Source organism: Pectobacterium polaris, from assembly GCF_002307355.1.
GTDB lineage: Bacteria > Pseudomonadota > Gammaproteobacteria > Enterobacterales > Enterobacteriaceae > Pectobacterium > Pectobacterium polare.
On record NZ_CP017481.1, the window covers coordinates 1,948,130 to 1,967,601 of the forward strand.

A 19,472-nucleotide genomic window follows, 5' to 3' on the forward strand; every position below is an offset into this window, starting at 1 on the left:
AATCTACAGCCTAGTGCGTATAGTTATGCGTATAGGGAATGATGACACCTGAAATACTATACGCACTCCATTTACAGATTTTGAGAACCGCTGTGCCAAGCCATAGAGTAAAATCCAAGAAAACGCGTAGGGTTTTAAGCGCGCTTTCTGGTGATTGTTATGGTCGAAACTCATCTGGCAGGGAGAGTAACTTCATGGTTCGTAGAAACTTTCTTCAAATTCAGGGTGTTTTCTACCGTTCTGTGTTGGCGACGAATGCTGGGGCTGTCCTTGATCCGCCGGGGCCACAAAGTGCAGGTCGCTATCATAGACATGGCCAGCCTGCACTCTACATGAGTCCATTTCCGGAGTGGTCAATCAGTGCTGTTTCAGGCTATATGAGAGAAGATGGTCTTGCTCGTGTTCTTATCCCGATTAGCGTTACCGATGCATGGGTGCTGGATCAGCGAAATGAGGAGATTTCTCTACGTATGGGAATTAACCCGCAAACGTCGAATGGCTCCTGGCGGGAGGCGATCAGGAGCGGGCTAGTCCCAGGTTCATGGGTTAACGCAGATCGTGCAAGAGCCAGTGGAGCTGACGGCATGATTGATTGTTCCCGAAACATTCCTAATGGATGGCATCTTTGCCTCTTCCGGTGGAATGAGCCAGAAACGCCGCAGGTAAAAGTTTGCGGCGATCCAATCAAAGTTTCACTTTCCTGATTTCACCACCGTCGTCGTCCAGTAGGGTAAATCCCAGGTGCCGCCGAGGTGGATCATGCGGCATGAGCCCGTGATTGACATGCGACTCAATTGGAATGCTTTGCCATCCCATGTCCAGGCGTCATAACTCATGCAGTCCGCGAGCCCGCGTCCTTTCTGCACTGAGGTAATCTCACCGTTTTCATAGCCTGTTCCACTTGTCGTCACGAGCTGCGGCTGAGTCTGCATGGCGTTGTCGATAACCCAATAAGCGTAGCCTTCGTTGTAAGCGGCGCGCCAACAGAGAGTACTGAGCAGCGACATGCTGTCATTCAGCGGAATGCGTTCAATTGGCTCTGCTTCTTGATAATCCTGCGGTGGGAAACTGTCGCAGTCATCTGCCTTTAGCGTCTTAAGCAGCGTTTTCTGGATAGCCGCCTGTTCCGCATCTGTCAGATTTCTTGATCGTGCCTGTTTAGTTGCTGCCGCGTAGATGACGGGGGTTGCTACAGCAGGTAACGCGCTGCTTTCACTTCCTTTTTTGGTGATAGCGTCCGTTTTGCCAATGCGACCCTGTCTTTCATCCATCTTTAACAAAACGGCGTAGGCTCCCGCTCCAGACAGCTCGGAAACGATGCCATTGTGATGAAACGCCACTTTCCCGTTTCCTTTTAGTGCCTGTAGGACGAGGGGAATCTGTGTCTCATTTAGCTGCCAGAGGTTGTCTCCGGTCGAGGTGAGCGGGCCTTTATCTATGCCGTCAATGGTTAGCGTTAGTTTGGTGCCTTGAGGCATCGCTTTGTCTACCTCAGCGAGCGTAACGTCGGCTGTTATTGGCGTATTTTGCCCAGCATGGCGTGTGATGAGAATCGAGACGTCCTGTGCTTCCTTATCTTCTCCCATGTACTTCTCTTCTGGCGAGTAGCCGGCAGCCCGACACGTTAGCGTGTTATCACAGACCACTTCCCAGTCTTTATGAAAGAAAGTGCTATCGGCGAAGGTGGTGGCAAACGCCAGAACAGGCATCCCGGTGATCAGTGCGGTTAGCATAGGGAGGCGAGAAGGGAGAGAAAAAGTCATTTTCCATCAATTCCTTGATTATGTTGTGGCTTGTCGCCAGCGCTATTTTAGCGGCCAGAAAGCCAGTCGCTGTTTTTGACATATACCAAGATGGTAGCGTTAGACGGCGTGATATTGCGAATATTTCTTGTCCGACCACTCCATTATTAAGTGTGAATCGGGTATGATGCCGCTGCCGTTAACCGTTCATCGGCTGCTCAAAATCCCCTCAGTGTTATCAGCATGTTTATCCTGCTTTTTAACCTCACGCGCGATAACGGTCAGAAACAGTTTTCCACACAGTTGAAACGATCCCTATAAAAAAGTGTCATGATAGATGTAGCGCGATGAGAACGACTCTTTATGCGGTACGCTGTTAATCACTTAAAGACGAGTATCATGAAGATTAAGCAAACATTTACCTGGGCATTACTCCACCCGCGCTATTGGATGACTTGGTTCGGCCTTGGCGTGCTGTTTTTATTAGTTCAACTCCCTTACCCGCTGCTGATGAAGCTCGGAAGCAGTGCGGGTCGTCTATCCCGCGTCTTTCTGAAACGCCGGGTGTCGATTGCCAGACGCAATCTTGAATTGTGTTTCCCTACGATCTCTGACGACGAAAGAGAAGCGATGATCGACAGTAACTTCGCTTCGCTCGGAATGGCATTGGTTGAAACCGGCATGGCCTGGTTTTGGTCCGATCGCCGCGTGCGCCAGTGGTTTGATGTTTCAGGGCTGGAGCATTTACAGCACGCTACCGCAAAAGGTCAGGGCGTAATGGTGATTGGTATTCACTTTATGTCGCTGGAACTGGGTGGCAGGGCGATGGGGCTGTGTCAGCCAATGATGGCGATGTACCGTCCGCACAATAATAAAGCGATGGAAATGGTCCAAACCTGGGGACGTTCTCGTTCCAACAAAGCGATGATCGACCGTAAAGATCTGCGTGGGATGGTACAAGCGCTAAAACGGGGTGAAGCGGTATGGTTCGCGCCCGATCAGGACTACGGCCCTAAAGGTAGCGTTTTTGCGCCGTTCTTTGCGGTGAAAAATGCGGCGACCACTAGCGGTACGTATACCATTAGCCGTCTGGCAAAACCGGCGATGATGACGACAGTGCTGATCCGCAAGCCCAATGCTTTGGGTTATCAACTGGTGATTCAACCTGAATTACAGGATTATCCTTATCACGATGAGCAGGCTGCGGCGTGCTACATGAATAAGGTGATTGAGACAGAAATCATGCGTGCGCCTGAACAGTATCTCTGGCTACATCGTCGCTTTAAAACCCGTCCGGCAGGGGAAGTGTCGCTCTATGCCTGATGCGAACTACGCCTGATACGAAGTGCCGCACCGGTTTTCACGCGGTGCGGCACTGCCGATGGTGCTTTATTCTTTTCCTAACAGTAGCCCGCGTGGAGCGAAGGATTTTTTCATTGTACCAACGTATTCGTGGCGTGCCAGATAGCGGTAGCAGCCAGCGGCAAGGAATGCGCCGATAAACCAACTGAAGTTGGCCGCGTCACGCCACTGTGGCGTGAAGGTGATAATCAACCCAATGGTCACCGCGGGAATCAATGCCATTATCGCATTGGGATTGAAGCCATTTCGATACCAGTATTTCCCTTTTGGCGTCGCGTCGAACAGATCGTCCACATAGATTTTCCCGCCTTTGATGACATAGAAATCCATGAGCAGAATGCCGAACAGCGGGCCGATAAAGGCACCGAGTACGTCGAGCGTGTAGTGAATCAACTCTGGCGAGTTGAAGAGGTTCCACGGCGTGAGCAGTACGGAGCCGACAGCGGCGATCATACCGCCCGTGCGGAAGCTGATACGCTGTGGCGAACAGTTGGAGAAATCAAACGCTGATGAGACGAAGTTAGCAACAATATTGATCCCTATGGTTGCGATAATCATGGTCAGCACGCCAAGCGCGACGGCAAAACCGCTGTCAATATGCGAGACGGTTTCGATCGGGTCGGTAATCATGCGGCCGAATAATGACTGTGTTCCCGAAACAATCACCACGGTGATAATAGAGAACAGCAGAAAATTGAACGGCAGACCCCAGCGGTTGCCCCGACGGATTTCCTGCATGCTTTTACCGTAGCGAGAAAAGTCACCGAAGTTCAGCAGCGGGCCGGAAAAGTAGGACACAACCAGTGCAGTGGCGGTGAGCATTTGCCAAAGTTGCTCGCTGGTCGTGAGCGTTTTGCTGGTCAGCGTAAAAGAAATATTCTCCCATCCGGTCTGGTAAACAATCCAGATCGCGAGCGCCGTCATCACCACGTAAACCGCTGGGCCTGCAAAATCAATAAAGCGTTTAATCGCGTTCATGCCATGCCAGAACACGAGAGCCTGCAGGAACCACATGATGCCAAAGCAGATCCATCCCAGTGCAGACAGGCCGAGCCAGTGGCTCTGTGTCAGTGGGGCGAGCGCAGGATAAAACTTCAGCAGAACCAGCATAAGCGCATGTGCCGCCAGGTATGTCTGAATGCCGTACCAGGCAAAAGCGATGAGGCCACGAATGACGGCGGGAATATTCGCGCCAAAGACACCGAATGCCTGACGGCAAATCACCGCATAAGGAACGCCGCTCATCTGGCTGGGTTTTGCGACCAAATTTGCGCAGACCTGCACAATACAGATGCCCACAAGCAGACACAGTAATACCTGCCAGCTTGCTAACCCCAGCGCAAAAAAGCTCGCTGCGACAACGTATCCACCCATGCTGTGCACATCTGACATCCAGAATGAAAAGATGTTGTACCAAGACCAGGTTTGAACACGTGTCGGTGCCAGATCCTCATTGCAGAGTTTGGGGCTGTATGCGTTGCTACCATTACCTGTAATCATTTTTTCTGGCATGGAATCTGCTCCTTTTACCCTAGTCGTGAAATGAATGACGTTATGTATGTAGAAAAGGAGTTGCATTAATCAGGCCAAAATTAATTTCTTGTATACGTGTTTTATATTTTTTGTGTACGATTTGATAAGAATATGACAACGAGAAAAGCGAATGAACTACACTTACGGATTGGGAAATGAGCAGTTTTTGCAGCAAAAAGATGATGTTATCTACCAGGCTCTGCTTAACGCTATCGTCGAACACCAATTACTGCCGGGAACAAAATTGCCGGAGGAAGCGCTGGCAGATGTGTTTGATGTGAGCAGAACGGGAATTAGAAAAGTCTTACAACGTCTTGCGATGGTGCAGATGGTGACGTTAACGCCCAAACGTGGTGCGCAGGTATCGACGCCCTCCGTTGAAGAAGCGCAGGAAATTTTCCAGACTCGCCGCTTTATTGAGTGTGCCAATCTGTCTGAAGTGGTGCTGCGCTGCCAGTCTCCTCATCTGGCGGCGTTAGATCGATTGATCGTGGCAGAGCAGCAGGCACACGCAGACCAGAACGGTGCAGAAGCGATCCGCCTGTCTGCCGCATTCCATATTCAACTCCAGGCGATCTCTGGCAATACCGTGCTAACGGGAATTGTGTCGCAACTGACGCTGCGCTCATCACTGGTTATCGCCGCATATGGCACGCCGTGGCAACAGGGATGCCGATGCCACGATCACCACGATCTGCTGGCGTTACTACGGGAGAAAAATGTCTCAGGGTTAGCGGAAGCGATGACGCAGCATTTTGATGACATTGTTGCCAGCCTGCGTTTTGACCGAGATGAAAACGTGGAGCCGGATTTCCGCCGACTGTTTGGCCATATTAAGGAGAAGCTCGCGTGAAACCTTGCATCATTCAGGTGATTAACCCTAATACCAGCCTCGCTATGACCGAAACGATTGGTGCCGCAGCTCGCGCTGTGGCATCGCCAGGAACGGAGATTGTCGCGGTGTGTCCTTCTCAGGGGGCACCGTCTATTGAGGGGCATTTTGACGAAGCAATAGCCGCGATTGGCGTGTTGGAACAAGTGAAGCAGGGGAAAGCGCAGGGTGTCGACGGGCACATTATTGCCTGCTTCGGCGACCCCGGGCTACTTGCTGCCCGGGAAGTCGCCAGTAAACCGGTCATCGGCATTGCCGAAGCCGCCATGCATATGGCGACACTGGTGGCAACGCGCTTCTCGATTGTGACCACATTGCCGCGCACCGTCATCATCGCCCGCCATTTACTACAGCGCTATGGCTTTGAACATCACTGTGCTGCGCTGCACGCGATCGATTTGCCAGTACTCGCGCTGGAGCAGGATAGCGGGATCGCACAGAACAAGGTGCGTGAATATTGTATACAGTCTCTGCGTCAGGATGGTGTGGGTGCGATTGTGCTTGGGTGTGGTGGAATGGCCGATCTAGCGCAGGAACTGACGCAAGAACTGTCGATTCCGGTGATCGACGGCGTTAGCGCTGCCGTCAAGCTGATTGAGTCATTGTCGGCACTGGGATTGACGACCAGTAAGCAGGGCGATCTGGATTACCCGATTGCCAAGCCGCTGAGCGGTATGTTTAGTTCGCTGCGTTAAAAAAGGGAAAGGATATGATCACAGCACCTGCTGCAACGATGTACGGCATTGAGAGCGATTATCCGCGCGACTTGATCGGATATGCAGGGCAGCCCCCGCATGCTAACTGGCCCGAAAATGCACGTATTGCCGTGCAGTTTGTATTGAACTACGAGGAAGGTGCGGAAAATAACGTCTTACATGGTGACGCTGGATCCGAGCAATTTCTGTCCGATATTATTGGTGCAGCGAGTTATGCCGATCGTCATATGTCGATGGATTCGCTGTATGAATATGGTTCGCGCGCCGGTTTTTGGCGTATCCATAACGAGTTTCAGCGTCGAGGATTGCCGTTGACGGTATTCGGTGTGGCAATGGCATTAGCGCGTAATCCCGAGGTGGTCGAGGCGATCAAATCGGCTAACTATGATGTGGTCAGTCACGGCTGGCGCTGGATTCATTACCAGCACATGGATATCGATACCGAACGCGAGCACATGCATAAAGCCATTGATGTACTCACTACGTTATTCGGTCAGGCTCCGCTTGGCTGGTATACCGGTCGCGATAGCCCCAATACCCGCCAGTTGGTTGTCGATAACGGCAATTTTTGGTACGACAGCGACTACTACGGTGACGATCTGCCGTTCTGGATGACGGTCAAAAAAAGTAATGGTGAGGTGCATCCGCATCTTATTGTGCCGTATACGCTGGATGCTAATGATATGCGGTTTGCCTCACCACAGGGATTTAACAGTGGCGATCAGTTCTTCACCTATCTGAAAGACAGTTTTGATGTGCTCTATGAGGAAGGGGAAACCGCACCTAAGATGCTATCTATCGGGATGCACTGTCGTTTGCTAGGACGGCCAGGCCGTTTTCGGGCGTTGCAGCGTTTTCTGGATTATATTCAACAGCATGAGCGAGTGTGGATTTGTCGTCGTCAGGATATCGCCGAGCATTGGCGTCAGCACCATCCGTATGTCGCGCCGTGAGGCATGCAGAATACCAGAAACAAAAATGGCTACCGGATGGCAGCCATTTTATGGTGGTTAACGTACTTGAGTACGATTAACGGAAGATAGCGTGGGGGTTAACACCGCGATAGGTTTTGCCCAACGCTTTTAATATTTGATTGATTTTGCGGACAACGCGCATCTTTTTATCCCCCACGATTCTTAAATAATTATTGGTTGAAAGTACCAAAGTTGATGTTGATGTTTTCAAACATAGCGATGATTTTGTTCAGCAGTTTCATGGTCATTTCCTCGTTGTTAGTTGATTTGTTTTCTGTGATGCTGTTCACGTTTTTAAGAATACTCGCACTGATACGGGTGGTCAACTTTTTTGTGACACGAATCACAAAAAAATGAACGATCAGTTTGTGAGGAGTAAACCACTGTTTTGATTTCCGTCTAAAAACCCTTTCTGCTTTTTCTTCATACTGAGCCGTTTTCAGCAAGTGGCCTGATTGAACATTACCTGTACTGGCTGTGCGCTTCCTTATCGGACAGATGAAGTGAGATAGATAAATTGTCTCGATTAGCAGTTGAAATAAGCGCGGGTGAAGCGGGATAATCACGCGCTTCACATTGCCTGACACCGTCTTATCCAGCTTGTTTTCGTTCAGCCTGTTTTTGATACAGCAGTGTCTTGATATACAAAGTTTTCAAGCTTTGCATCCAGCGAGTTAATCGTTTGCGTGCGGAGCTATACGGTTCATGCCGCACCAGCAATGTTGGTGCGCTCGCGGAGCAAGGCCGCGGTAACCGTCAGAATCGATCTTAAATAATAATGGCATTTCAGGGGATACCACCATGTCAAACACCACCCGTCAGGCAGGCTCGCAAGGCACGCTTGATGCTTTTTTCAAAATTACACAGCGCGGTAGTAACGTGCGTCAGGAAGTGTTAGCCGGCCTGACGACGTTCCTGGCGATGGTTTACTCCGTGATTGTGGTTCCGAGTATGCTGGGCAAGGCTGGCTTCCCGCCTACCGCCGTGTTCGTTGCAACCTGTCTGGTTGCCGGTCTGGGGTCGCTGCTGATGGGATTGTGGGCCAATCTGCCAATGGCGATTGGTTGTGCGATTTCTCTGACGGCGTTCACCGCGTTCAGTCTGGTGCTGGGACAACAAATCAGCATTCCTGTGGCACTGGGAGCGATCTTCCTGATGGGTGTGCTGTTCACCATCATTTCCGTCACGGGCATCCGCTCTTGGATCTTGCGCAACCTGCCGATGGGCGTGGCGCATGGCACAGGGATTGGTATCGGTCTGTTCCTGCTGATTATTGCCGCTAACGGTGTCGGTCTGGTGGTAAAAAACCCCATTGACGGCCTGCCGGTCGCGTTGGGTGATTTCACCTCTTTCCCCGTCATTATGTCCCTGCTGGGGCTGGCAGCGACTATCGGTTTAGAGAAGCGTCGCGTACCGGGCGGTATTCTGCTGGTTATCATCGCGATCTCTATTCTGGGGCTGATTTTTGACCCGAATGTAAAATACGCGGGCTTCTTTGCGTTGCCGAGCCTGGCGGCTGCTGATGGTTCGTCACTGATCTTCAGTCTGGATATCATGGGTGCGTTGCAGCCGATGGTTCTGCCGAGCGTGCTGGCGCTGGTGATGACCGCTGTGTTCGATGCCACGGGGACGATCCGTGCTGTCGCTGGACAGGCGAACCTGCTGGATAAAGATGGACAAATCATCAACGGTGGTAAAGCCCTGACCGCAGACTCCGTGAGCAGCATTTTCTCCAGTCTGGTCGGGACGTCTCCGGCGGCGGTTTACATCGAATCCGCAGCGGGTACGGCAGCCGGTGGTAAAACGGGCTTAACGGCAACTGTTGTCGGTGTCCTGTTCCTGCTGCTGCTGTTTGTGTCTCCGTTAGCGTATCTGGTGCCTGGTTATGCCACTGCACCTGCGCTGATGTACGTCGGCTTGCTGATGTTGGGCAACGTCTCCAAACTGAACTTTGATGACTTCGTCGATGCCATGTCCGGTTTGGTATGCGCCGTATTCATCGTGCTGACCTGTAACATCGTGACCGGTATTATGCTGGGCTTTGGCGCGCTGGTATTAGGCCGCATCTTCTCTGGCGAATGGCGTAAACTGAACATCGGCACCGTGGTGATTGCTGTCGCGCTGGTGGTGTTCTACGCTGGCGGCTGGGCGCTGTAATCCTTTCCAACAGACCTTCTGGCGCCGTCCAGAAGGTCTGTCATTTCTCATCTTTCCTTCTTCTTTCTCTTCCTTAGCATTTCTCACACCAAACGCGACTTTATGTGCCCTTTTATTGGCTTTGGGTTGATGTAACTTGTGTGATAATCAGTAAAGTAATTATCCGTCATACTTCAAGCCGCACGTGCGTTGGCTTTCCTCGCTCACCCCAGTCACTTACTGGTGTAAGCTCCTGGGGATTCGCTGTGTCGCCGCCTTCTTGCAGCTTGAATTATTTAGGATGAAACCTTTCTTCTTCACCCAGAAATCCATTTTCATACCGAGCTAAATGCGTTAAATATGGAAGAGCAGTTTGCTCGCTAACAGGCAGAATTTTTTTGATTTAGGAGTACGTCTAAGGAAAGCATGGAAATATTTTTTACGATTCTTATTTTGACCCTGGTGGTATCCCTGTCTGGGGTCGTTACCCGCATTTTACCTTTTCAAATCCCTCTGCCTTTAATGCAAATCGCGCTTGGTGCCATCCTTGCCTGGCCCCAGTTCGGTTTGCACGTTGATTTCAATCCCGAGCTGTTTATGGTGCTCTTCATTCCGCCGCTGCTGTTTGCCGACGGTTGGAAAACGCCGACGCGTGAGTTCCTGAAGCACGGTCGAGAAATTATTGGTCTGGCACTGGTTCTGGTCCTGATTACCGTAGTGGGCATCGGCTATTTCATCTACTGGATGGTGCCGGGCATGCCACTGATTGCGGCCTTCGCGCTGGCCGCCGTGCTGTCGCCAACGGATGCCGTCGCGCTGTCTGGCATTGTCGGTGAAGATCGTATTCCGAAAAAGCTGATGGGAATTTTGCAGGGCGAAGCGTTGATGAACGATGCGTCCGGCCTGGTGTCGCTGAAATTTGCTGTCGCGATTGCGATGGGCACGATGGTGTTTACGGTTTCCGGTGCGACGCTGGAATTCATGCAGGTCGCACTGGGCGGGCTGCTGGCGGGCGTCGGTGTGACCTGGTTATTCGGTAAATCGCTGCGCGCTATCAGCCGCTGGAGCGGTGATGATGCTGCAACGCAGATCGTACTGCTGCTGCTGTTACCTTTCGCGTCGTATCTGATTGCCGAACACATTGGCGTCTCAGGCATTTTGGCTGCGGTGGCGGCGGGGATGACCATCGGGCAGTCGGGTGTGATTCGTAGCGCGCCGCTGACGATGCGGCTGCGTGCGAACGGCGTGTGGTCGATGTTGGAATTCGTGTTTAACGGCATGGTGTTCATCATGCTGGGCCTGCAATTGCCGGACATTCTGGAAACCTCGGTGACGCAGGCAGAGCTGGATCCCACAGTTGAAACCTGGATGCTGTTTACCGATATCGTGATTATCTATGGTGCTCTGCTGCTGCTGCGTTTCTGCTGGCTGTGGGTGATGAAAAGATACAGCATGCACATTCAGAAAAAGCGTCCGATGATCTTTGCCGAGTTTTCCACGCGCGAGCTGTGGATCGCGTCCTTTGCCGGCGTGCGAGGGGCGATTACGCTGGCGGGTGTGCTATCTATTCCGCTGCTGCTGACGGACGGCACCGCGTTCCCATCTCGCTATCAGCTGGTATTCATCGCCACGGGCGTTATTTTGTTTTCTCTGCTGTGTGGCGTGCTGGCGTTGCCGTTTCTGCTGCGTGGTGTGGTGGTCGCGGACAAGGCCGCGCATGCCAAAGAAATCCGCATGGCGCGTATGGCGGTGGCAGAAGTGGCGATCAAAAGTATGCACAAAATGGAGGAGCGTCTGGCCGCCGATCGAGAGGAAAACATTGATGAGCAGGTGCTGAAAGAAGTCAGCGCACGCGTCATTGGCAATCTGCGTCGACGGCTCATTGATAAAGACGATCCTGAAAATGGCCTGCTGATTGAGAATCTGGAGCGGCGTTTTCGCCTGACTGCGCTGAATTCCGAACGTGCGGAGTTGTATCATCTGCGTGCCACGCAGCAAATCAGCAATGAGACATTACAAAAAATGCTGCGCGACCTCGACCTGATGGAAGCGCTTCTGATCGAAAATGAGTAAGACGCGGTGAGGTGATCCTCGTTACCGCGTTGATTTCTTTCTCTTCTCTTTCCTTCCTCTGCATCCCCATGGCGTAAGCGATGGGGATGTTTTTTATGCGTCCAGTCTAAGAACGACGTCAGGCGATTGTAAACTGCTTGTCACTAAATGATAATGATTGTTATTATCCGTAGGACTTTTCTTAGAAGTGAAAAACGGCCCGCACGGTATCAACATCGTGTGGGGTGAATGGCTGTTTGAAGGACCAGATAAAATAAACGGACATTAACCCTAAATTAATTAGGTAATAAGCCACGTTTATAGGGGAACATTATGCGTGTATTAGTGGTTGATGATGATTCTGTGCTGTGCCATTGGCTGGGGTCTAAATTACATTCCCACGGCCATTCTTGCCGAATGGTGCATGATGGCGCGCACGCATTAAAAGCGATCAAGGATGAAGTTTATGATGTCGTTCTGTTGGACAGAATGTTACCCATCATGGATGGATTTACGGTATTACGTGAATTACAAGGCTCACGTCATCCGCCTATTATGCTGCTCTCGGCGCTGGATCGTGATGTCGATCGAGTGATGGGGCTGGAACTTGGTGCGGAAGATTATCTCGGCAAGCCTTTTAATTTTAATGAGCTTAGATTACGTCTGGATATTATGGCGCGGCGCGGTAAACGCCATATCGATAATCCTTCCATGCTGACCTTTGAAGACCTGCAACTTGACCGTATGCAGCGCGTTGCATGGCGCGGCGGCAAGCGTATCGACTTGACCGATAAAGAAATCAAGTTACTGATTATATTAATGGAAAATCCGGGTCAGGCGATTACGCGTACGATGCTGTTAGAGCGCGTATGGGGCTACAATTTTGATCCGCAGACCAATCTGATCGACGTTCATATGTCAAAACTGCGGGCAAAAATTGATAAAGGCTTCCCGCATCCATTAATTAAAACGCTGAGAGCGATGGGCTACGCATTAGGCGCGGTAGATAAGGACAAAACCGATGTTGGCAGCCACGCTGAATAAAGTAAAAATAAAGAAGCTTGGGCAGCGCTGGCAGGTAAAAATAAAACACTGGCAATTACTGGGGGCAAGCCAATATCCCGGCTTTTTATGCACCTCTAATTTTCGCCAGGCAATAACCATTGTTTTTCTGTTCTTATTGATGATGCTGATGTGTATTGTCGGCTTCAGTTCATTAAGTGAAACGCTGATTAGAACGCATGTCCGCGAAGTTATTCTGGGTAATATTTACGACTACTCGATGCAGTCGCGTTTAACGAATGCCGATAGCTTGATTACGCAATTACGGCACGATAATCGAGCGAAAGGGGATGAATTACCGCTGTTTCTGGTGATGGATAAACACGGTGATATTCTGTATCACAATCATCCCTTGAAAATGCATCTTTTAACCCCCCATTCTGCAAACTCACACCCTCTGGAAATGCGGCAGCATACCGATTGCCGGATGGATGTCAGCTGTCTTAAAGCCGAAATTTCCAGCCCTGACGATCCCAATCTGATCGGTTTGTCCGTGATGTTGGATGACGGTGGCGTGCTGTTTACCGCTTACAACATTCGACCCATGTTAGAACGGGTGAGGACAATCCCGCTTGTAGCAGGGGCGGGACTGTTTGTCGTACTGCTTTTCTGCCTGTTTATCAGCCGTCATTTCAGTTTACGCCGCTTGCGCAGCGTGGAGAAAATCCGCGCGGCGCTGCATCGCTACAGCAGCGGCGAGCAACAGGTGCGTATGCCGCTGTCGCCTTACGACGATGATTTTGACAGTCTGAGTGCCGATATTAACCAGAATCTGGAACGGATTGAGCGCTTGATGGAGCAGGTGCGCAGCACCTCCAGCCATGTCGCGCATGAACTGCGTACGCCGCTGACGCATCTGCAAAATCGCTTGTTCAATCTGACGGAGCGGGCAGGGCTGGATAACGACATTCGTGATGAATTGAATCTGGCGGTGGGCGAGGTGCATAAAATTCTCGGGCTATTCCGTACCGTGATGCGCATCGGTGAAATCGAAAGCGGGCGCTGCGTGCACCAGTTTGAGAACATTGAAGCGCGCCAGCTGCTGGAAGAAATTGCCGAATATTATCAGCCGCTGGCGGAAGAGCGCGGCTGTCGCCTGAAGATTGAAATCAAAGCCGGCATTCAGCTCTTTGGTGACCGGGCGCTGCTGTTTCAGGCGCTGGCCAATCTGGTGGAAAACGCGCTGAAATACGCGGCGCAGGGTAAATACATCACGTTGAGCGTGACGCTGTATCGTGGCTGGATCGCCCTGAGTGTTGCTGACCGTGGTCCGGGCATTCCGCCCGCGCTGCATTCCAAAGCGCTACAGCGCTTTCAGCGGTTGGATACCTGGTTTCAGTCCGGCTACGGGTTGGGATTATCACTGGTTCAGGCGATTACTGACCTGCACGGTGGAAAGCTCTATCTGGACTCCTCAGAGCCGGGCCTGAACGTTTATCTGTGCCTTAATCGCTGCTAATCCTCTTTTTTTCTCGATGAATACGATGCGTGGTGAGTGGGTTTTTCCTGCTTGCCGCGACCATTTTCTCGTGATCGTTTATGAATATCCCTGCAAAAAACATGAATATTTATTAATTTTTCCTGCAATGTAAAGTGTGTTAATTATTGATTTATATTGATAATTTTTTGTATGGAAAGATTAACGAATATTAATGTTCTACTGCTTGCGGCGCTTGATAATAAGTCTCATTATTAATCTTATTATCATCATGGCACCCCCCGAATTTCCGAGTAGGCCATGATTTCTTTGCCTGCGGATTAGAGAGTCTTCCCATGAAAAATATGAAAGCAAAATTGCGTTCTTTCCTGCGTGACGAGAGCGGTGTAACGGCAATCGAATACGGCATTCTTGCGGCGGCAATGGCGGCAGCCATCGGTGCTATTTTCGGCGGCGACGGTATCTTCGTGAAAGCGCTGAATGAGAAATTCAGCCAAATCGCCGATCAAATTACCGGTACGGGCACCAGCGGCGGTACATCCGGCGCAGCGAAATAAGCGCGAGATGGCGGATTACGCGCACTGGCCGCAGACGGTACTGCTGATAGGGTGCCTGCTGTGGTGTATCAGTACCGACCTGTTAGTACGCAAAATTACGAATCAGGCGGTACTGATTTTATTGCTGGGCTGGCTGTTTTTCAGCGCTTCACATGTCCTGCAATCCGGTGCGTTAGATATGTTGGCACTACGCAAAACGCTCTGGGCGCTGCCAGGCGCGGCGGCAGTACTGGTTGTGGGATTTGTGCTTTTCCTCACCGGCAGATTAGGCGCTGGGGATGTCAAGCTGATGAGTGTGCTGTGCCTGTGGGTCGGGCAAGGACACCAGATCGTTTTCGTCATGGTGACGGCACTGGCTGGCGGTGTTTTGGCGCTTAGCCTGCCGCTGCTGAATACCGTACCCACAGCGGTGGCGATGGGCATTCAAACCACCAACCGGATATTCAAGAGTCGGTTGCCTATGCCACCCGCGTTGCCCGCCGATCTTTCTCAAGGCATACCTTACGGCGTCGCCATTGCGTTCGGCGCGATATATGTCCTGATTTTTCCCTTGTTTTAATTCTGTCGCAGCTTTAAGACACACACGCTAGGGTAGGCAAGTTGAAATGAAAGTGAACTCTACATACGTACTGTCAGGCGCGCTCGTTCTGGCAGGCATTGTTGCGCTGATGGTGCGTAGCCATCTCTCTTCTGAACCCCCTGCGCCGCCTCCGGTCGTGGTTAAAGCGCCGGAAAAAACTGCTGTTTTGGTGGCCGCGAAAGATCTGCATCCCGGTGATTTCATTGATTCTACCTCGTTGCGTTGGCAGACCACGGATGAATCGGTTTCCCGTGCGTTTAACTTCGTTCGCGGGCCGGACAGCAAGTCCCCGCTATTGGGCGCGACCCTGCGTGAAACGGTGAAGGAAGGCGCGTGGCTCAGCAGTAATGCTGTTGTGAACCCCAATGAGCCGGGCTTCGTTGCTGCTGTGCTGCGTAAAGGGATGCGTGCTATCTCCGTTCCTACCAGCGCTATTGCGAGTAATGCCGGGCTAGTGTCCGCTGGCGATCGTGTTGATGTGATCCTCAGCATGAGACGAGACGATCAGTCAGAGCTACCTGCAAGCCGTAATCAGCCTGTTGTGATGCCGCTGCTGGCATCACAAACGATCGTGCGCGATTTACGCGTATTGGCGCTGAACGATAAAACCGGTACGCCGGTATACCCACGCTTTGAAGCTGAGGAAGACGGTACGGTGCTTGATGCCACCGCCAAAAGCCGTCAGCCTGCCGTGCGTTCTCGTCCTGCAACCTATCAAACCGTTACGCTGGAAGTGACGCCTCAGCAGGCTGAAGCGCTGGCGGTTGCCAAAGAGCTGGGCATTCTGCATTTGGCACTGCGCAGTGCCGATCTGGATGATGTAGTCGATCCAGCCACAGGGCGGCCACATGTGACCACGGTTCCGCTGGCGACCGATATCTACGGAGCACTATCCGTAGGATCCGGCGGACACAAAGTGAAAATCTATCGCGCTGAGCAAAAAGACGTGGTGACGTTCCCCTCCCGATAGGACGAACACGCAATCTGACAGCCTGCGGGGTGCCGCGAGCTGCTCATGGAAAAATGAAGCCCATTACGGAATTAAGTAAATGACGATGTTTTCGCTGTTTTTGAAATCGGACTTTCGGGGTACGTGCAAACGATTGCTGGCCGCTGGCCTGTTTAATGCGGTATTGCCTGTCACGCTGACGACGATGATGTTGCCTGCGACTACGCTGGCTGCTGGGGTATCTGTAGCGCCAGTAACCGATGAGGTGCGACTGACCGTGCACCAAGGACGGTTATTGCAACTCAGCGATCTGCCGGACAGCGTGCTGGTGGCCGATCCGAATATTGCCAGTTTCGAACTGCCTTCACCGGGTAACCTGTTTGTCTACGCCAAAAGCGTCGGTACCACCACGCTCTATGCAATGGATGAAAATGGCAATGTGATCAACGCCATTCGTCTGGTGTCCGAGCATGATTTGAAAGCGCTGGGTGAACGCATGAAGCGTGAATTCCCCGGTGCGGATATCCAACTGGAACCCTCGATTCCCAGCGGTGTGATTGTGCGCGGTAGCGTCGATACCCCGCAGGATGCCAAACGTGTCATCGACAGTATTCAGACTTACATCAAGTCATCTGTAGGCGGTGGTCAGGGCGGCGGTGGAGGCGGTGGCGAAAGACTACCGGGTTCCAGCGAAACGTCCGGTAACGTAGTCAACCAGCTCAAAATCAAAACGCCTTCGCAAATCAATATTCAGGTGCGCGTGGTGGAAGTGTCCCGCAAGTTAACCAGTGAACTGGGCTTCAACTGGGCGGCATCACTGAGCACCGGTAGCGGCAACATGACCGCAGGCAGCGGATCGCGTCTTAATCTGTTCAGCGCTACGACCGGAAGATTTGCTAACCCAACGGATACTGGCTTCCTGAACTTCGGTCGCTCCAGACTGAGCGGATTGTTAACCGCGATGAACCAGCAGGGCATGGCGACCGTGTTGGCCGAGCCAAACCTGACGGCGATGTCAGGGGAAACCGCTGCGTTTGCCGCAGGCGGTGAAGTGCCAATCGTTCTGATCACCAATAACAGCGTCAGCATCGATTACAAATCCTACGGTGTGATTCTGCGCATGACGCCAACGCTGCTGTCTGCTAACCGCATCAGCCTGCACATTGCGCCGGAAGTCAGTGAGCTAACCGACGTCGGTTCCGTACAGCTGGAAGGCGGATCGCGCATTCCGGCCTTAACCGTGCGCCGTGCGGATACCACGGTAGAGCTAGCCAGCGGACAGAGCTTTGCGCTGGCGGGCATGCTGCGTAGCGCCGGTAGCCAGACGATCAACGGCGTGCCGGGATTAAGCAGCGTTCCGATGTTTGGCCGCCTGTTTGAAAGCGAATCCACCAGTCAGGAAGAAACGGAATTGGTGATTATCGCGACCGCCTATGTCGTTGAGCCAGTTAACGCGGGCGATCTTCAGACACCGGGACAAGGCGTAAAAATGCTGGATTCGTCCATGCCGCGCTCTGCATCTATCGGCTATCTCTACTGAGTCCGCGAGGGGCAATAAAACATGAAAACGATCAACAACAGTTACCCCCTGCTTCGCCCGCTGCACATGCGTGTGGCGGTGCTGACCGCCGTTGTTTTGCTGGCGGGATGCGGATGGAATAAGCCGATTAACGACGTACGTATGCAGCGCTTTGATCAGCCTGGGCTTCAACCGATTGCCGTCCAGCCTTCATCGGTGTCAGTGCCGTTACTGGTTGCACCGAACGGGCGCGGGTTCCTGCCTGAATCCTTGAGGCAGCTCAATATCATGCTGAAGGATCAAGGGCGGCTCTCCGCACAGACGCTGACGCTGATCCCACACAGCGCGAGCGGCGAGCAGATGGCAGGGCGACTGGTTACCGTGCTGAAAAACGCCGGTGCTAATCCACAGAATGTGAAGCAAATGCGCCGTTCTACGGCGAGTGGACAGAATGGCGATCTGGAAGTGATCTCCGAGGCGCTGGTGGTCAAAACCACCCGCTGCACGATCAATGACCCCAATCAGCTGATGGTGAAGCCTTATGAGGCAATTGGTTCTCTCGGCTGCGCCACGCAAAACAATCTGGCGATGATGGTTGCGGAGCCACGCGATCTGATTCAGGCCAAAGCGCTGGACGGTGCGGATGGTGTGGCGGCGGTCAATAGCATCGAACGCTATCACAAAGATGAAGTGAAAGAGCTCATCGACATTAACTTTGAAGAAGATTAAGGGCGTGACATTCCATGAGTGAAATTACCCCTAACGATGGTGAAGAACTGGCGCTGCCGCTGGTGGCGTTCGCCAATGACGTACGCGACGTGGCCGATATCGGCGATCTCTTTACTCGCCTGAAACAGCCGGATGTACCAGTGATGTCCGGTGGTATCGCTGCGGCTCGTCAGTGGTGTGAACTGAATGTCCCGCCGCGCATTTTACTGGTGGATCTGGAAGGGGCGCACTGGCCGCTTCCGGCACTCGAAGAGCTGCTGAGCGTCTGCGGCCCCACCAGTCAGGTGATTGCGACGGGCAAAGAACAGGATGTCGGCTTGTACCGCGCACTGCTCCAGGCGGGCGTGGTGGACTATCTGGTTAAGCCGTTCACGCTGGATCTGCTGGCGGCAACGTTGGCGAAGTGTGAAGGCCAACAGGCCGGGCCGGAATATGCCCGCATGGGCAGGACGATTGCGGTCGTCAGTGCCAGCGGCGGAAGTGGCGCAAGTACCGTGGCGATGGGGCTGAGTCGCCTGCTGTCCGGCGAGCGTCATTTGCCTGTGGCACTGGTGGATTTTGACCGTCGTAACGGCGACCAACTGCTGTTGCAGGGGCAAACCGACGATGCAGGTCTGGCGGCGGTGTTGGGTACGCAGGAACTGGATACCCGACTGCTGCAACGCGCCATGCTGCGCGTGGATACCCGCTTGCACCTGCTGGCACAGAAGCCAGAGCTGGGAGAATTGGCTCCGGTTGACGTCGATAACGTGCTGAATCTCGGCGGTGCGCTGTGCCGCATGTTCAATCAGGTTATTTGGGATCTGCCTAGCAGCTACCCAACCGGTGCGCTCGACGTGCTGACCTACGCGGATCTGCGCATCATCGTGACGGAATTGACGCTTCAGGATGCACGTAATGTACGGCGCGTGCTGAATGAGATCGGCGACGAAAGCGAAGGGCAACGTCTGTTGCTGGTGCATAACCAGAGCCGCTTTGCTACGACCGCGCCGTTAAGCCGCGATCAGTTCGAACAATTTACTGGCCGGAAGATTGATGTCGTGCTGCCGAATGCAGGCCACGCGTTATCGCAGAGCCTGACGCTCGGCGCACTGAATCTGGCTGCGGCACCCGCTTTCCAGCAGGGATTACGCCAGCTGGTCGATTTGGCCTGCGGTGTACGCGCCAGACCGGCGGAAAAACGCTGGTTCTCGCGTTGGTTAAAACGCGCCTGATGATGTTCAGCGTTTAC

18 protein-coding genes are annotated in these 19,472 nt (G+C 52.6%); 15 read left to right on the top strand and 3 right to left on the bottom strand.

Annotated elements, in window-relative coordinates; all coding sequences use genetic code 11:
* The first annotated feature begins 194 nt into the window (after positions 1-194).
* The gene (locus tag BJJ97_RS08890; protein ID WP_095993692.1) at positions 195-704 is read left to right on the top strand and encodes an RES domain-containing protein; all 510 of its coding nucleotides are present in this window, start codon (positions 195-197) and stop codon (positions 702-704) included.
* Here the strand turns inward: BJJ97_RS08890 and BJJ97_RS08895 are convergent.
* Complete coding sequence (locus BJJ97_RS08895; protein WP_095993693.1) at positions 693-1,763, bottom strand: DUF1176 domain-containing protein; 1,071 nt, start codon at positions 1,761-1,763, stop codon at positions 693-695. The genes BJJ97_RS08890 and BJJ97_RS08895 overlap by 12 nt on opposite strands.
* A gap of 378 nt (positions 1,764-2,141) precedes the next feature.
* Between BJJ97_RS08895 and lpxP the strand changes: the two genes are divergently transcribed.
* Complete coding sequence (lpxP, locus tag BJJ97_RS08900) at positions 2,142-3,065, top strand: kdo(2)-lipid IV(A) palmitoleoyltransferase (protein WP_039485868.1); 924 nt, start codon at positions 2,142-2,144, stop codon at positions 3,063-3,065.
* A gap of 66 nt (positions 3,066-3,131) precedes the next feature.
* Here lpxP and BJJ97_RS08905 read toward each other — a convergent pair whose 3' ends face one another.
* Positions 3,132-4,616, bottom strand: coding sequence for an NCS1 family nucleobase:cation symporter-1 (locus BJJ97_RS08905; protein ID WP_095993694.1), 1,485 nt, complete (start codon positions 4,614-4,616; stop codon positions 3,132-3,134).
* A gap of 151 nt (positions 4,617-4,767) precedes the next feature.
* On the opposite strand from BJJ97_RS08905, the gene BJJ97_RS08910 reads away from it, so the two are divergent.
* The 3 genes from BJJ97_RS08910 to puuE are packed head-to-tail and all read left to right on the top strand — an operon-like array spanning position 4,768 to position 7,198.
* Positions 4,768-5,490 carry a GntR family transcriptional regulator gene (locus BJJ97_RS08910; protein WP_095993695.1) on the top strand — a complete coding sequence of 241 codons (723 nt, stop codon included), beginning with the start codon at positions 4,768-4,770 and terminating at the stop codon, positions 5,488-5,490.
* 44 nt (positions 5,491-5,534) lie between these two features.
* Positions 5,535-6,224, top strand: coding sequence for an aspartate/glutamate racemase family protein (locus tag BJJ97_RS08915; RefSeq protein WP_207189305.1), 690 nt, complete (start codon positions 5,535-5,537; stop codon positions 6,222-6,224).
* A 14-nt stretch (positions 6,225-6,238) separates the two neighbouring features.
* Complete coding sequence (gene puuE / locus BJJ97_RS08920; protein WP_095993696.1) at positions 6,239-7,198, top strand: allantoinase PuuE; 960 nt, start codon at positions 6,239-6,241, stop codon at positions 7,196-7,198.
* A gap of 191 nt (positions 7,199-7,389) precedes the next feature.
* Here the strand turns inward: puuE and BJJ97_RS08925 are convergent, their stop codons facing one another.
* Positions 7,390-7,806 carry a hypothetical protein gene (locus BJJ97_RS08925; protein WP_095993697.1) on the bottom strand — a complete coding sequence of 139 codons (417 nt, stop codon included), beginning with the start codon at positions 7,804-7,806 and terminating at the stop codon, positions 7,390-7,392.
* Positions 7,807-8,020: 214 nt separating this feature from the next.
* Between BJJ97_RS08925 and BJJ97_RS08930 the strand changes: the two genes are divergently transcribed.
* From BJJ97_RS08930 to BJJ97_RS08975, 10 genes are all read left to right on the top strand, one after another.
* Complete coding sequence (locus BJJ97_RS08930) at positions 8,021-9,376, top strand: NCS2 family permease (protein WP_095993698.1); 1,356 nt, start codon at positions 8,021-8,023, stop codon at positions 9,374-9,376.
* A gap of 405 nt (positions 9,377-9,781) precedes the next feature.
* Positions 9,782-11,428 (top strand): Na+/H+ antiporter, encoded by a 1,647-nt coding sequence (locus tag BJJ97_RS08935; RefSeq protein WP_039485846.1) that lies wholly within the window; start codon positions 9,782-9,784, stop codon positions 11,426-11,428.
* Between the two features lie 312 nt (positions 11,429-11,740).
* Complete coding sequence (locus BJJ97_RS08940) at positions 11,741-12,451, top strand: response regulator transcription factor (protein ID WP_095993699.1); 711 nt, start codon at positions 11,741-11,743, stop codon at positions 12,449-12,451.
* Entirely contained in the window at positions 12,429-13,928 is a 1,500-nt protein-coding gene (locus BJJ97_RS08945; protein ID WP_095993700.1) for a sensor histidine kinase, read from the top strand. Before BJJ97_RS08940 ends, BJJ97_RS08945 begins: the two co-directional genes overlap by 23 nt.
* Before the next feature lie 314 nt (positions 13,929-14,242).
* The gene (locus BJJ97_RS08950) at positions 14,243-14,464 is read left to right on the top strand and encodes a Flp family type IVb pilin (RefSeq protein ID WP_010285252.1); all 222 of its coding nucleotides are present in this window, start codon (positions 14,243-14,245) and stop codon (positions 14,462-14,464) included.
* Between the two features lie 7 nt (positions 14,465-14,471).
* Positions 14,472-15,023, top strand: coding sequence for an A24 family peptidase (locus BJJ97_RS08955; RefSeq protein WP_095993701.1), 552 nt, complete (start codon positions 14,472-14,474; stop codon positions 15,021-15,023).
* A 46-nt stretch (positions 15,024-15,069) separates the two neighbouring features.
* Positions 15,070-16,014, top strand: coding sequence for a Flp pilus assembly protein CpaB (gene cpaB / locus BJJ97_RS08960; protein WP_039485838.1), 945 nt, complete (start codon positions 15,070-15,072; stop codon positions 16,012-16,014).
* A gap of 79 nt (positions 16,015-16,093) precedes the next feature.
* Complete coding sequence (locus tag BJJ97_RS08965) at positions 16,094-17,533, top strand: type II and III secretion system protein family protein (protein WP_095993702.1); 1,440 nt, start codon at positions 16,094-16,096, stop codon at positions 17,531-17,533.
* A 21-nt stretch (positions 17,534-17,554) separates the two neighbouring features.
* Complete coding sequence (locus tag BJJ97_RS08970; protein ID WP_095993703.1) at positions 17,555-18,241, top strand: CpaD family pilus assembly protein; 687 nt, start codon at positions 17,555-17,557, stop codon at positions 18,239-18,241.
* 14 nt (positions 18,242-18,255) lie between these two features.
* Entirely contained in the window at positions 18,256-19,455 is a 1,200-nt protein-coding gene (locus BJJ97_RS08975) for an AAA family ATPase (RefSeq protein ID WP_014914205.1), read from the top strand.
* The last annotated feature ends 17 nt before the right edge of the window (positions 19,456-19,472 follow it).